We start from the raw sequence: 14,645 nt of genomic DNA, 5'->3' as shown, positions 1-14,645 counted from the left end.
GGTTATGCGTCTTCTTCCGCGTTGCCGGGGGCCGAAACAGGCTGCATCTCGGCGTAAGTCTCCGGCGGGAAGGTATAGCGGCCGCGGTATTTCTCGTACCGCTGCTCAAATTTCACGCTGCCGCCATGCTTGACGGAAGCCAGGTACTCGTGGGTATCGAACTTATCGGCGGCGACCTCGATCATTGCAACAGCGATGTTGGAACAGTGGTCAGCGATACGCTCGTAGTTGGTCAGCAGATCATCCAGCACAAAGCCGTACTCGATGGTGCATACACCAGCCTGCAGGCGGGCAATATGGCGGGTCTTGACCTCGCGCACCAGACCGTCCACGACCTGCTCCAGCGGCTCGATCTTGCCGGCGGCGTAGACATCGCCCTTTTGGAAGGCATCGACGGTGCGGTTGACGATATCCTGCACAGCGGCTTCCAGCACGCCCAGGTCGCCCAGGGCTTCCTCGCTGAATTGGATGGATTTATCGCGGATCTCCTCGGCCGTCTTGATCAGGTTGACGGCATGGTCCGAGACGCGCTCGAAATCGCCGATGGTGTGCAGCAGGGTGTTGATCGTGCGGTTATCTTCGGTGGAGAGATGCTTGGCACTGAGCTTGACCAGGTAGGTGCCCAGCACGTCCTCGTAATGGTCGACGGCGTCCTCTTTGCGCTCGACCTCGTCGGCGATGGCATCGTTCCACTTATGAGTGGTAGACATGGCCTGCAGCAGCGAGGTGCGGCAGATCTCGGCCATATCGCCGCCGGTGAGCATGGCGCGGGCGACAGCCACAGACGGAGTTGCCAGCAGACGATCGTCCAGCAGGGAGTTCTCCTGCTTTTTGTCGGCGGGGGAGTCGGGCACGGTCATGATGGCCAGCTTTTCCAGCAGGCGGTTGAAGGGCAGCAGGATGGCGGTGGTGACTATGTTAAAAATGGTATGCACCATAGCGATGCCGAAGGTATTGGCCGTCGCATTAAAGAAGCTGAAACAAATCAGCGCATGCAGGCCGTAGAAGCCGCACAGGAAGATAATGGTGCCGATGACGTTGAAATAAAGATGGACGAAGGCAGTGCGCTTGGCGTTTTTGTTCGCACCGGCCGAGGAGATCAGCGCCGTAACGGTGGTGCCGATGTTCTGGCCCATGATGATGGGCACGGCGGCGGAGTAGGTGACAGCACCCGTGCTGGTCAGCGCCTGCAGGATGCCCACCGCCGCCGAGGACGACTGCAGCACGGCGGTCAGCACAGCGCCGGCAATGACGCCCAGCACCGGGTTGCTGAAGCTAAGGAAGAGATTCATGAACCAGGGCTCATCGGCCAGGGGAGACATGGCGTTGGACATAGTGTTCATGCCGGCCATCAGAATGGCGAAACCCAGCAGGATCTTGCCTACGCCGCGCTTGCGGTCCTTACCGACCATATACAGCCAGATGCCGATGAAGCCCAGGATCGGGCTCCAGGCATTGGGGTTGAGCATTTTGGTGATAAAGCTCTCGCCCTCGAGACCCGACAAAGACAGCAGCCAGCCGGTAACAGTGGTACCAATGTTGGCACCCATGATAACGCCGATGGCCTGGTGCAGTTCCATCAGACCGGAGTTGACGAAGCCGACCGCCATAACGGTGGTGGCGCCGCTGGACTGAATAACGGCGGTGACCGCTACGCCCAGCAGCAGCGCCCGGATGGGGCTGGAAGTCATGGTGGAGAGGATGCCCTGCAATTTGCTGCCGGCGGTCTGCTCCAGCGCCTTGCCCATCAGGTCCATGCCATACAGGAACATAGCGATGCCGCCCATCAGGGTGAACACATTAAAAATGGTCATCGGATTACACGTCCATTCTCTTTTTAGGCAGCGCCGCCGTTCCCCGCGCCCAAAACGCAGGCCTATGCGGTGCTGCTTTTATTTCTCTATACCGTTGTATATTATAGCTGGTTTCGGGGGCATTTCACCAGCAGAGATGCGTAAAGGTTTTGTAAAGTTTGTGTAAAATGCCGTTTCTGCGTACATTTTGTCGTCTGTTGCCTTATATAAACTGTACAGCCGCTGGGATATGACCCAAAACTTTACCAATTTTACAGCTTTTTTGCAAAACAGCTGCCTGCTTTTCACAAGCTTTACGGGGATTGTACCTGACTATGGTCGAAACCGCCCCGGCGGCGCAGTACAATAGCCTTGTACCCGGGAAAACCCGGTACCGGCCTGTGCGCCGCAATGCAATGCCCCTTTGGGCAAAGGAGAAGTACATCTATGAAACGCAAATCTGTTGCTGCTGTTGTTACCGCCGCTGCTATGATGATGAGCCTTGCCGCCTGCGGCAGCTCCGCCGCCGATTCCACCCCCGCTGCTTCTGAGAGCACCGCCTCTTCCGAGGCTGCTTCCGGCGAGGCTGCCCCGGCCGAGAGCGAAGCCGCTGCTGACTTCGACACCGACCAGGACATCACCGTCATCTCCCGTGAGGACGGTTCCGGCACCCGCGGTGCTTTTATCGAACTGACCGGCGTGGAGGAAAAGAACGCCGACGGCCAGAAGGTCGACAACACCACCGAGGCCGCTGCCATCCAGTCCAGCACCAACGGCGTCATGACTGCCGTCGCCAACGATGAGACCGCCATCGGCTATATCAGCCTTGGCTCCCTGAACGATTCCGTCAAGGCTGTCAAGGTCGGCGGCATCGAGGCTTCTGCCGAGACCGTCAAGGACGGCAGCTACACCCTGGCCCGTCCCTTCAACATCGTGACCAACGGCGAAGCCACCGACCCCGTGGCCGTTGACTTCATCGCCTACTGCCTGAGCAAGGACGGCCAGGCTCTGGCCACCGAGGAAGGCTACGTTGGCAGCGAGGGCGAGGATTACACCTCCGCCCAGCCGGAAGGCAAGATCACCGTTGGCGGTTCCTCCTCCGTCTCTCCGCTGATGGAAAAGCTGATCGAAGCTTACAAGACCGTGAACCCCAACGCCGAGCTGGAACTGCTGACCTCTGATTCCACCACCGGTGTTTCCGGCGCGCTGGATGGCAGCTACACCATCGGCATGGCCAGCCGCGAGCTGAAAGATTCCGAGACAGAGGGCGGCGCCGTTTCCACCGTCCTGGCCCAGGATGGCATCGCCGTCGTCGTCAACCCCGTCAATTCTGTTGAGGATCTGACCGTTGACCAGATCAAGGGCATCTACACCGGCGAGCTGACCGTCTGGAGCGATTTGCAGTAATTTGAATAGGCTCCCCTTTTGAGGGTGTTGCTCAGGCTTTCAAAACGTGCTCTGCAGGGGTGAACAGTGTTCGCCCGTGGCCGTTTGCCTTGTGAGTGGCCTTTCCCGGAACGGGTTGCAACGCCAAGTTGGCGGGCGAACAATGTTCGCCCCAACAACCTCTATCCGGCAACGGTACCGCTCTTCGGCAAGCCGGCTCCCCTCAAGGGGAGCCTTTATGTGATAAAAGGAGTGTATAGGGAAATGAAGACCGCTCATCTGCGGGAAGGCATTATGCAGGCCGTTTTTACTGCCTGCGCCTGCATCTCGATCTTAGCCGTCGTGCTGATCTGTGTGTTCCTGTTTGCTAACGGCCTGCCCACCATCGGCAAGATCGGCCCGCTGAAGTTCCTGCTGGGCACCACCTGGAAGCCCGGCAACGACATCTACGGCATCCTGCCCATGATCTTAGGCTCGCTGTACGTCACCGCCGGGGCCATCATTGTGGGTGTGCCCGTCGGTCTGCTTACTGCCATCTACCTGTCCCGGTTTTCCACGCCCTCCATCAAGCGGGTGATGCTGCCTGCCGTGCAGCTGCTGGCCGGCATTCCCTCGGTCGTGTACGGCTTCTTCGGCATGATCGTGCTGGTGCCCGCCGTGCAGGCCATGGTCAAGAGCGACTTTTTCAAAACAGTGCTGCACGTCAAGGGCGGCAAGGGTATGAGCCTGTTCACCGCCAGCGTGCTGCTGGGCATCATGATTTTGCCCACCATCATCACCGTCAGCAAGACCAGCTTGGACGCCGTGCCCGAAAGCTACTACGAGGGCAGCCTGGCCCTGGGCGCTACCCATGAGCGCAGCGTGTTCTACGCCGTGCTGCCCGCCGCCAAGTCCGGCGTGCTGTCCGCCGTCATCCTGGGCATTGGCCGCGCCATCGGAGAGACGATGGCCGTCGTGATGGTCGCGGGCAACCAGACCTGGATGCCCAAGGGTCTGTTCCAGGGCCTGCGCACGATGACCTCCAACATCGTCATCGAGATGGGCTACTCCACCGACCTGCACCGCGAAGCACTGATCGCCACCGGCGTTGTGCTGTTCGTCTTCATTCTCCTGATCAACCTCTGCTTCAGCGTTTTGAAAGGAGGCAAGGACCATGCCTGATACCATTGCCAACAACGGCACTGCTGTGCCGGACATGAGCCGTGCCGCCGCCAAAGCCATCTACCCCAACGGTGGCCGCAACCGCACCGCCGCCCGCGTGCAGGCTGCCCTGCTGCGCGGCCTGGTGGGGCTGGCTGCTGCCCTGACCGCCGCTGTGCTGCTGTTCCTAATCGGATACATCCTGGTCAACGGCATCCCCAACCTCAAACCCTCCCTCTTCGCCTGGGAATATAACAGCGAGAACGTTTCGCTGATGCCTGCCCTCATCAATACGCTGCTGATGACCGCCTTCTCGCTGGTCATTGCTACGCCGCTGGGCATCTTTGCCGCCATCTGGCTGGTGGAGTACGCCCACCGCGGCAGCAAGCTGGTGCGTCTGGTCCGCCTGACCACCGAGACCCTGCAGGGCATCCCGTCCATCGTGTACGGCCTGTTCGGCATGCTGTTCTTCGTCACCCAGCTGCACTGGGGCTACTCGCTGATCTCCGGTGCCTTCACGCTGGCCATTATGGTGCTGCCCGTCATCATGCGCACCACCGAGGAAGCGCTCATCGCCGTGCCGGATTCCTACCGCGAGGGCAGCTTCGGCCTGGGTGCGGGCAAGCTGCGCACCGTGTTTACCATCGTACTGCCCAGCGCCATGCCCGGCATCCTGTCCGGCGTTATCCTGGCCACGGGCCGCATCGTGGGCGAGACCGCTGCGCTGATCTACACCGCCAGCTCGATGCCCCAGATCCCCAAGAGCATCTTCAGCTCTACCCGCACGCTGGCCGTGCATATGTACCTGCTCTCCAACGAGGGCCTGTACATCAACGAGACCTACGGCACCGCCGTGGTGCTGCTGGTACTGGTGCTGGCCATCAACTGCCTGTCCGGCTTTATCGCCGGCAAGCTGGCGAAGAAGTAACGAGGAAAGGCCCCTCTGCGAGGGGGCTCCCGCGGAGCGGGTGGGGGGAGAGACATTCAGTTTAACTGTCGGCTTTCGTTGGGCTCTCTCCCTCAGTCGCCTGCGGCGACAGCTCCCTCCCAGAGGGAGCTGTTTAGAACACGAGGAGGATACCTGTGAATAAATTTGAAGTTTCCAACATGGACTTATACTACGGCAGCTTTCATGCGCTGAAAAATATCAACATCAATATCCCGGAGCGGGAGATCACCGCCTTCATCGGCCCTTCCGGCTGCGGCAAGTCTACCTTTTTAAAAAGCCTGAACCGTATGAACGACCTGGTCGAGGGCTGCCGCATCTCCGGCGACATCAAACTGGACGGCGTGGACATCTACAAAGATAAGATGGACGTCAACGTCCTGCGTAAGCGGGTGGGCATGGTGTTCCAGAAGCCCAACCCCTTCCCCATGTCCATCTACGATAATATCGCCTACGGCCCCCGCACCCATGGTGTGCGCAGCAAGGCCCGGCTGGATGAGATTGTGGAAAAATCCCTGCGGGACGCCGCCATCTGGGACGAAGTCAAGGACCGCCTGAACAAGAGCGCCCTGGGCATGTCCGGCGGCCAGCAGCAGCGCCTTTGCATCGCCCGCGCCCTGGCTGTGGAGCCGGAAGTGCTGCTGATGGATGAACCCACCAGCGCCCTGGACCCTATCTCCACCTCCAAGGTCGAGGAACTGGCGACGGAGCTGAAAGAAAAGTACACCATCGTCATGGTCACCCACAACATGCAGCAGGCCGCGCGTATCAGCGATAAGACGGCGTTTTTCCTGCTGGGTGAGCTGGTCGAGATGGGCCCCACCGAGCGCGTATTCGCCACGCCCGTGGACAAGCGCACCGAGGATTACATCTCGGGCCGTTTCGGTTGATACAGGGAGGATGAGCCAAATGGGAACCAGTTTACGCAAAATGTATGATGCCGAACTGATGGCATTGGATACGATGCTGGCCCGCATGGGCCACGCCGCGGGCGGCGCCATTGAAAGTGCCATGACAGCCCTGCGCACCGGCGATGCCGAGATGGCCCGCAGCGTTATTGCCCGGGACAGCGAGATCGACGCCGCCGAGCATGAGATCGAGCACCGCTGCTTAACGCTTTTCCTGCGGCAGCAGCCGGTGGCGGGCGACCTGCGCAAAGTTTCTACCGCATTAAAAATGGTCACCGACATTGAGCGCATTGCCGACCAGGCCAGCGACATTGCCGAGATCACCCTGCATCTCCACGCCGCGGGCGCTGCCGCTGTGGGCGTAATGGATGATTTGTATAAAATGGGCGATGTGGCGCTGAACATGGTCAAGACCGCCATTGGCGCCTACGTGCAGGTGGATCTATCCACCGCCGCCCAGGTCATTGCCCGGGACGATGACTGCGACGCGATGTTTTCCAAGATCAGCCGCGAAATCGCCCAGTACATCGCCGCCCACCCCGACGACGCCGAGACCGCGCTGGACCTGTTCATGATCGCCAAGTATCTGGAGCGCCTGGGCGACCATGCCGTCAACGTGGCCGAGTGGGTCGAGTTCCTGAAGACCGGTGTCCACAAGTCCCGCAAGATCGTCTGACGCGGGCCAATCTTACCATTCCCTTAGGCAACACCGCACAATTCCCGCCTAACGGCTTAAGCACCGCTCCGGCGGTTGCGGCACGGCATCTGCGTTGCCAAAATGCTCGATAATACAAAAAGTATTATCTGCGCTTTTGGCTTAGCATCTGCCGCACCTCGCTCGCCGTATCGGCACTTAGAATTATGCGGTATTGCCCTTATTTTCCTATACCAACGGAAACGACCGTACCCTTTGTAAGGCACGGTCGTTTTCGTTTTTATCCTTTTATACAAACCGCTCGATCGTCTCCAGCATAACGTCCTTATACAGCGGCTTGCTGATGTGGGCGTTCATGCCGGTGTCCAGGCATTTCTGCACATCCTCGGCATAGGCGTTGGCACTCATGGCAATGATGGGGATGGTCCCCGCATCGGGGCGGCCGGAACTGCGGATGGCGCGGGTGGCGGCATAGCCGTCCATGACCGGCATCATCAGATCCATCAAAATGGCCTGGTAAGTGCCGGGCGCAGCCTGGGCGTAGGCCTTGACCGCGCTTTCGCCGTCAAACACAGGGACCACCTCGGCCCCGGTGCTTTTCAGTATAAATTCGGCGATCTCCATGTTCAGCTCGTTATCCTCCACCACCAGCAGACGCTTGCCGCGCAGGTCGCCGGCGGGGGGAGTCTTCTCGGCCGCCGCAGGCGGGTCATGGTCGATGGCAAACGGCAGCACCACGGTAAAGCTGCTGCCCTCGCCCACCGTGCTTTCCACTTGAATCGTGCCGTTCATCTTTTTAATCAGCTGCGCCACGATGGACATGCCCAGCCCCGTGCCGCCGTACTGGGAGCGGGCCGCGTTGTCGCCCTGGGTGAATGCCTCAAACAGGTGGTTGTCGATAAAGTCCTGGGTCATGCCGACGCCGGTATCCCGGATGAAAAACTCGTAAGTCACGGTGTCGTCGGTGTGCTCCAGCTCGCGCATGCGGGTGTAGATGGCCCCGCCGGGCTTGTTGTACTTGATGCAGTTGCTAAAGAGGTTCAGCAAGATCTTTTTCAGGTACAGCTCGCTGCCCAGCAGGTTGACATTGCGCACATCGGGGTGTTCTTCCTCCACATGCAGGCCGGCGCTTTCCGCCTGGAAGCGCACGATCTCGGCCGCTTCGGTGCAGACCCGGTCCAGGTTGAAGGGGTTGCTTTCCGGCGCGGCTTCCTTTTGGGTGAATTCTTCGTAACTCATCATAACGCATGCACCATTCCCGGAAAATCAGTTGATTTTATCATAACATAAATTGCGCAGCAATAAAATGCTTTTAGTGAAAATTGTTTGAAATGGGTGCTTTTTATCGTGCGGCTTTCGCTCCGCGCCATCATGCGGCGCTTCCCTCGTTTTTTAACAGCATCCAGCCGCTATGCGTACTCTCTTGTGGCCAAAAAGGGCAGGCTTAACGGATGCAGCCTGTTATATTAGGCCCTGCCGCAAGGCAGGCAGGGCCGCCCAAAGCAGCAAAACAAAGCAAACCAACATTTGCATATTTCCCCGCTTTGCGGTATGATACAGATAACAAACCAACAACGGAGAATCTCCCATGAATGACCTGAGCAAAAGCTTGAAGATCCTGGTGGACCGCTACCCCGGCACGATGGCCGAACTGGCCCGCCAGGCGCAGATCGACCGATCTTCCTTATATAAAATAATGGACGGCAAGCGGATGCCCAACCGCGCCCAGCTGCAGCGGCTCATTCATGCCCTGGGCCTGAGCGCCCGCCAGGCCGAGCACCTGACCACCCAATACGACGAACTGCGCAGCGGCGCCCAGGCCCACCGTACCGATGAAGCCCTGTACGAGCTGCTGCAGACGGCGATGCGCTCCCGTGACAACCTGATGGATGATGTACTGGCCCCCATGCCCCGCAGCGAAGCCGACCTGGAAGCCGCCTTCACCAGCCGGTGCTACCAGGGCTACCAGGCGGTGACACAGCAGCTGTATCTGCTGCTGATCCGCTACCTGCGCAGCGAAGAAAAGCGCCCGCTGATGCTTTCCCCGTTTGTGGGGGAACGCGCACTCAGTTCGATCCTCATCGGTGCCTTTTCCGCCGAGGCTTCGCCAAAGCCGGTATGGCATCTGCTGCGGTTTGTGACCAATAACGATGCACAGGAGAATTTCATCGGCAACGTGCGCACCGTGTCCCGGGCGCTGCCTTTTCTGGTCCTGCGCTCAATGCAGTACGAGGCACGGCTTTCCTGTGCGCCTTTTGCCGGGCCGCTGCCCGGTCTGCTGATGCCGGTCTATGTGCTGTTCCCCGATGTGGTCGTGTTTATGGATCTCAACCTGCAAAAGTGCATCTGCCTGACCGAGCCATCGGTGGTGCAGTGCCTGCGCATGGAGTTCAGCCGCCAGTATCTGGAAGCACCGGTGCTCTTCTCTCTGGCATCGGACGCCCACAGTTTTGAGCAGGCCATGGCGTTTGGCAACCAGCTGCTGGACAACGAGACCGAAGCCTGCTATATGCGTGCCCAGCCGCCGGTCTCCAAGTTTATCGATATGGAAATGATCGGCCGTTATGCCCCCCAGGCGTTGGCGGCGCTGGAAACCATGCCGGGCTTGGCCGACTACATGCAGGCCTGGCTGACCGCCCCGTATGAGTTCTATTTCAGCGAGGACGGCCTGATGGATTTTGTGCGCACCGGCCGCATAGTGGATGTAGATGCCTCCCTGACAGGGCCGCTGCCCCCGGAAGCCCGCCGGGAACTGCTGCTGCGGATGCGCACAGCCTGCGAGAACAACACCGCTGTGCTGCGCATCGTCAGTGCCGAAGCCTTTCCCCTGGACCCCCACGTTACGGTAACCGCCTTCCGTGGCCGCAGCGTTGCATTCTGCACTTTGTCCGACGATCCGCAGGAGGGCTTTTGCCGTGAATACACCCTGCGGGATGCCATGCTGGCCAACCGGCTGGCCGATTATATGTCCAATTTAAAAGATTCCAGCCTGGTGTGTACCCAGCGGTATACCCTGGAGTATATCGATTTCTGTCTGCGCCTGCTGTAAAAACTGTAATAAAAGGAGTGCTGTCCCATGCCGCATACCGAAACCAAACTGGAAAGCAAAGAGATCTTTGACGGCCATGTCATCCACGTTACGCTGGACACCGTCCGCCTGGAAGACGGCCGCACCAGCCTGCGAGAGGTCGTACACCACCACGGCGGCGCCTGCGTGCTGCCCATCGACGACGAGGGCTGCATCTATCTGGTCCGCCAGTTCCGCTACGCGCTGGGCGAGGAGATCTGGGAGCTGCCCGCCGGTAAGCTGGAACCCGGCGAGGACCCATTTGAATCCGCCAAGCGGGAACTGAGCGAGGAGTGCGGCCTGTCCGCCGACAACTACATTGACCTGGGCGTCGTCTACCCCACTGTGGGTTATGACAGCGAGAAGATTTATCTGTGGGCCGCCACCGGCCTGCACAAGGGCGGTCAGCACCTGGATGCCGGGGAATTCCTGGATGTGGTGCGCATGCCCTTTGAGGAAGCCCTGCAAAAGGTGCTGCATGGCGAGATCAAGGACAGCAAGACCCAGATTGGCCTGATGAAATACGCGCTGCTGCGGGATAAAGCATGAGCGGTGTAGAAATTTTGGATAACGGCACCAGAGTGCTGACCGCTCCTCGCGCCGCCTTTGGCAGCGATGCCCTGCTTCTGGGCCGCTTTGCCCAGCCCCGCCGGGCCGAGCGGGCTTTGGACATGTGCAGCGGGTGCGGCATAATCTCGCTGTTATGGCACGATGCCGGACACCGCGGCCCCTGCACAGCGCTGGAGCTGGACCCTGACGCCAGCGCCCTGTGTGTTCAGGCCGTGGCGGAGAATGGCATCGACCACATTACCCCTGCGCAGGGCGACCTGCGGATGTTTTGCGCCGCCGGGCCGGAGCAGGGAAAATATGATTTTGCTGCCTGCAACCCGCCCTATTTTACGGCAGGCCCCCAAAGTCCCGACCCGGTGCGGGCCGCCGCCCGCCACACTGTGACCTGCACCACCGAGGATGTGGCCCAGTGCGCCCGCCGCGCTCTGCGGGATGGCGGCCGCTTTGTGCTGTGCCAACGTCCCGACCAACTGGTGGAAGTACTGTGTGCCCTGCGCGCCGCCCGGCTGGAACCCAAGCGACTGGCCTTTGTGCGCCAGCGCACCGGCAGCACGCCCTGGCTGTTTTTGGTCGAAGCCCAAAAAGGCCGCAAGCCCGGCCTGAAGCTGGAACCGGATATTTTGATCGAATCCGGCGTGGCGCGGTACGGAAAATAAATCTATAAAATAAAAACCTCCCCGTGAATCTGTAGGGGTCGATGCTCGCATCGACCCGCGGGCGGATGCAAGCATCCGCCCCTACGGTTTCAGGGGAGGTTTCGTTTTTATTTTACAGCCTTACTTCATCCAATCCTTGGCCGCATCTGCCATGGCGGTGTTGATGGCATCGGCGGCTTCCTCGCTGTTAGCCACAGCAGACAGGTAAACTTTGATCTTCGGCTCGGTGCCGCTGGGACGGACCATCAGCTTGGCACCGTTGACCAGGCGGTATTCCAGCACGTCGGCGCGGGGCAGGCCGGTGCCGTCAGCGTCGTAATCCACCACTTCGGCGACCTCGTACCCGGCAATGGTTTTGGGGGCGCTGGTGCGCAGCCCGGCCATGATGCCCTGCATCTTGTGCATGCCGGTCTCGCCCTCAAAGGTAAAGCTTTCCAGTGCGTTGCGGTAGAAACCGAACTCCCTGTACAGTGCGTTTACAGCGTCCAGCAGGCTCATGCCCTGGGCGGCGTAATAGGCGGCGGTCTCGCAGGCCAGCATTACGGCGTTGACGGCGTCCTTGTCGCGGACGTGTGCGCCGGACAGGTAGCCGTAGCTTTCCTCAAAGCCGAAGATGTAGCGTTCGGGATGGCCCTCGGCCTCCAGGAAGCCGATCTGCTCACCGATGAACTTGAAGCCGGTCAGGGTACGGCGCAGCTCCACGCCGTACTTTTTGGCGATGGGGGTGGCCATGTCGGTGGACACGATGGTAGTCACGGCCACGGGGTCCTTGGGCATGGTGCCGTTGCCAATGCGGGTGCGGCAGATATAGTCAAACAGCAGCACACCCATCTCGTTGCCGGTGATGAGCCGATAGCCGCCCTTGCCGTCCGGCACGGCGGAACCCATGCGGTCGCAGTCCGGGTCGGTGCCGAGCATCAGGTCGGGCTTTACGGTGTCGCACAGCTTCAGGCCGGTCTCCATGGCCTCGCGGATCTCTGGGTTGGGGTAGGGGCAGGTGGGGAAGGAGCCGTCCGGCTTCTCCTGCTCGGGCACCACGGTGACCTGGGTCACGCCCATGCGGTCCAACAGCATCTTGACAGGTTCCAGACCGGAGCCGTTCAGCGGCGTGTAGACCAGTTTGAGTTTGGAGACATCGTTGCCGGGGCGCAGGGCCAGTACGGCATCCACGAAGTCGCGCAGACACTTGTCGTCGATCCAGACGATCTTGCCTGCGGCCACGGCGGCGTCAAAGTCGGTCAGCTCGATGGAATCGAAATAATTGTGCTTGTCGATAGCAGCCAGCACGGCATCGGCGGCTTCCAGCGTGATTTGGCAGCCGTCGGCACCGTAGACCTTGTAGCCGTTGTACTTGGCGGGGTTGTGGCTGGCGGTCACGCAGATGCCCGCGCCGCAGCCCAGATAACGCACAGCCCAGGACAACGCCGGGGTAGGCTCCAGCCGGGGGTACAGGTAGGCGGTGATGCCGTTGGCGGCCAGCACACGGGCGGCCTCGCGGCTGAACAGCTCGCCCTTGTGGCGGCTGTCGTGGCCGATGGCTACTTTTTTAGGCAGGCCTGCGGCGTTGATGTAGTCTGCCAGGCCTTGGGTAGCGCGGCGGATGGTGTAGATATTCATGCGGTTGCTGCCTGCGCCGATGACGCCGCGCAGACCGCCTGTGCCAAAGGCCAGGTCGCGGTAAAAGCGGTCGTTGATGGCATCGGCATCACCCCGGATGCCGTCCAGTTCGGTGAGCAGGTCAGGATCCTCCACTGCGCGGGCGCGCCAGAGGTCAAACAGTTCTGTATTGGTCATGGTAGAATGTCCTTTCCCGGGCCGGCGCCGCAATCTTGCAGCGCCGGCAGATGCGATTCAAAATCGGCATAGTGGTTGTTATAAATTTATCACGTTTACCCCCGAATTGCAAGCATACGGCCCCGAAATCGGCCCTGCCGCCCAATTTAAAAAAGTAAAAACTTTTTTTGAAAAAACGCTTGACATTTGGGGGAACGGATGGTATTATAATACACGTTCCGCGCCGGTAGCTCAGCTGGATAGAGTGTCTGACTACGAATCAGAAGGTCGGGAGTTCGAGTCTCTTCCGGCGCACCAAGGCAACTTACTGAATGGTAAGTTGCCTTTTTTGTTTTATGTCCTTATGGCAAAAAAGCGGCACAGCCGCTATCCTTGCGAGGTGTCCGCTATGGTTTCTATCCAACAATACCAGTCCCCGCTGGGCGGGATTTTGCTGGCGGCGGACGAGGTCGGGCTGGTGGGGCTGTGGTTTGAGGGGCAGAAATATTTTGCCAACACCCTGCCCGTCGAACACTGTGCCCAGACCACGCCCATTCTGGCTGAGGCCAAGCGCTGGCTGGACATCTATTTTGCCGGCAAGGAGCCCGACTTCCTGCCACCGCTGCACCCGGTCGGGTCAAGTTTTCAACAATCGGTGTGGAAAATCTTGCTGACAATCCCCTACGGGCAGATTATCACCTACGGTGACATTGCCCGCCAGCTGGCGGCACAGCAGGGCGGCAGGGGTTCCGCCCAGGCGGTGGGCGGGGCCGTGGGGCACAACAAAGTGTCTATCATCATTCCCTGCCACCGCGTGGTGGGCACCAACGGCAGCCTGACCGGGTACGCCGGAGGAATTGATAAAAAAATCAAGCTGCTGGAACTGGAACACGCGGATATGAGCCGCCTGTTTATCCCCAAGAAGGGCACGGCCCTGTAAGCAACCACAAAACAGCCCCCGGCGGGCGTGGAATCTTCCACCCGCCGGGGGCTTTCTTATTATAAGGTTACAGCTTGCCGGCCAGCAGCAGGTCGCGGACTTCCAGCAGGTCCTTGCAGCAGCAGGTGTACAAGGCCCTGATCTCGTCGGTGGGCTGCATGAGGTCGGGGACCATCACGGTCACGCAGCCGGCAGCGCGGCCGGCGCGCACGCCGTTGAAGCTGTCCTCCAGCACCAGGCAATCCTTGGGGTTGGTGTGCAGTTTTTCGGCCGCCAGCAGAAAGGTATCGGGTGCAGGCTTGCTGCGGGCGACCTCGGTGCCGGAAACGACATCATGGAAATAGCGGGCGGTGCCGGAAGTCTGCAGGTTCATCTCAATCATATTGCGGGGGCTGGAGCTGGCCACGATGCGGGGCATGCCCAGGTCTTCCAGCGTAGAAAGCAGCTCTTTCAGGCCGGGCTTGCAGGGCACGCCCTGGGCAAAGCGCTCGTCGGCCAGCTGCCAGACCTTGTCCAGCACCTTTTGCGGGTCGCCGGGGATATACTGGGCCACGTGGCGGCGCAGGTTATCGCCCGCCAGGCCGCGGCCGCCCGCCTGGAACTTGGCCATATCCGGGGGCAGGGGCAGGCCCAGCTCCTTACAGGCAGGCTCCCACAGGGTATCCCACAGGCGCTCGGTATCAAACATCAGGCCGTCCATATCAAAAATGACTGCTTTGACCATTGGTAACTCCTTAAAATAATCGTTGCTTTATAATCGTTGCTTTTCCAGGAAACATATTGAAAGTTTCTTTGCTTACTTTCTTTTCAA

General features: G+C 59.9%; 13 protein-coding genes and 1 tRNA gene. 10 read left to right on the top strand and 4 right to left on the bottom strand.

What is annotated here, in order from left to right:
* Window positions 1–2: 2 nt before the first annotated feature.
* Complete coding sequence (locus OGM81_05255; GenBank protein ID UYJ44542.1) at window positions 3–1,814, bottom strand: Na/Pi cotransporter family protein; 1,812 nt, start codon at window positions 1,812–1,814, stop codon at window positions 3–5.
* 426 nt (window positions 1,815–2,240) lie between these two features.
* Between OGM81_05255 and OGM81_05250 the strand changes: the two genes are divergently transcribed.
* From OGM81_05250 to phoU, 5 genes are all read left to right on the top strand, one after another.
* The gene (locus tag OGM81_05250) at window positions 2,241–3,200 is read left to right on the top strand and encodes a substrate-binding domain-containing protein (protein UYJ44541.1); all 960 of its coding nucleotides are present in this window, start codon (window positions 2,241–2,243) and stop codon (window positions 3,198–3,200) included.
* A gap of 243 nt (window positions 3,201–3,443) precedes the next feature.
* Window positions 3,444–4,340: a phosphate ABC transporter permease subunit PstC gene (gene pstC, locus OGM81_05245; GenBank protein UYJ44540.1), complete on the top strand. Its 897-nt coding sequence runs from the start codon at window positions 3,444–3,446 to the stop codon at window positions 4,338–4,340.
* Complete coding sequence (pstA, locus tag OGM81_05240) at window positions 4,333–5,247, top strand: phosphate ABC transporter permease PstA (GenBank protein ID UYJ44539.1); 915 nt, start codon at window positions 4,333–4,335, stop codon at window positions 5,245–5,247. The genes pstC and pstA overlap by 8 nt, the downstream gene beginning before the upstream one ends.
* 155 nt (window positions 5,248–5,402) lie before the next feature.
* Window positions 5,403–6,155: a phosphate ABC transporter ATP-binding protein PstB gene (gene pstB / locus OGM81_05235; GenBank protein UYJ44538.1), complete on the top strand. Its 753-nt coding sequence runs from the start codon at window positions 5,403–5,405 to the stop codon at window positions 6,153–6,155.
* Window positions 6,156–6,174: 19 nt separating this feature from the next.
* Window positions 6,175–6,849 (top strand): phosphate signaling complex protein PhoU, encoded by a 675-nt coding sequence (phoU, locus tag OGM81_05230; GenBank protein UYJ44537.1) that lies wholly within the window; start codon window positions 6,175–6,177, stop codon window positions 6,847–6,849.
* 267 nt (window positions 6,850–7,116) lie between these two features.
* Here the strand turns inward: phoU and OGM81_05225 are convergent, their stop codons facing one another.
* Entirely contained in the window at window positions 7,117–8,070 is a 954-nt protein-coding gene (locus OGM81_05225) for an ATP-binding protein (GenBank protein UYJ44536.1), read from the bottom strand.
* A 346-nt stretch (window positions 8,071–8,416) separates the two neighbouring features.
* Between OGM81_05225 and OGM81_05220 the strand changes: the two genes are divergently transcribed.
* The 3 genes from OGM81_05220 to OGM81_05210 are packed head-to-tail and all read left to right on the top strand — an operon-like array spanning window position 8,417 to window position 11,121.
* Window positions 8,417–9,877, top strand: a complete 1,461-nt coding sequence (locus tag OGM81_05220; protein UYJ44535.1) for a helix-turn-helix transcriptional regulator — start codon at window positions 8,417–8,419, stop codon at window positions 9,875–9,877.
* Between the two features lie 27 nt (window positions 9,878–9,904).
* Entirely contained in the window at window positions 9,905–10,444 is a 540-nt protein-coding gene (locus OGM81_05215; GenBank protein ID UYJ44534.1) for an NUDIX hydrolase, read from the top strand.
* Window positions 10,441–11,121 carry a methyltransferase gene (locus OGM81_05210; GenBank protein UYJ44533.1) on the top strand — a complete coding sequence of 227 codons (681 nt, stop codon included), beginning with the start codon at window positions 10,441–10,443 and terminating at the stop codon, window positions 11,119–11,121. Before OGM81_05215 ends, OGM81_05210 begins: the two co-directional genes overlap by 4 nt.
* 120 nt (window positions 11,122–11,241) lie before the next feature.
* Here OGM81_05210 and OGM81_05205 read toward each other — a convergent pair whose 3' ends face one another.
* Window positions 11,242–12,915, bottom strand: a complete 1,674-nt coding sequence (locus OGM81_05205) for a phospho-sugar mutase (protein UYJ44532.1) — start codon at window positions 12,913–12,915, stop codon at window positions 11,242–11,244.
* A 220-nt stretch (window positions 12,916–13,135) separates the two neighbouring features.
* Here OGM81_05205 and OGM81_05200 point away from each other — a divergent pair.
* Both OGM81_05200 and OGM81_05195 read left to right on the top strand, forming a co-directional pair.
* Window positions 13,136–13,212 (top strand) — tRNA-Arg (locus OGM81_05200).
* Window positions 13,213–13,303: 91 nt separating this feature from the next.
* Window positions 13,304–13,834, top strand: a complete 531-nt coding sequence (locus OGM81_05195; GenBank protein UYJ44531.1) for a methylated-DNA--[protein]-cysteine S-methyltransferase — start codon at window positions 13,304–13,306, stop codon at window positions 13,832–13,834.
* A 67-nt stretch (window positions 13,835–13,901) separates the two neighbouring features.
* Here the strand turns inward: OGM81_05195 and OGM81_05190 are convergent, their stop codons facing one another.
* A complete protein-coding gene (locus OGM81_05190) occupies window positions 13,902–14,558 on the bottom strand; it encodes an HAD family phosphatase (GenBank protein ID UYJ44530.1) in 657 nt (218 codons plus the stop codon).
* Window positions 14,559–14,645: the final 87 nt, after the last annotated feature.

The sequence above is a fragment of the Oscillospiraceae bacterium genome (assembly GCA_025758045.1).
GTDB lineage: Bacteria > Bacillota > Clostridia > Oscillospirales > Ruminococcaceae > Gemmiger.
Note: the sequence above shows the minus strand (reverse complement) of the source record. Positions and strands in the feature narration are given on the sequence as shown.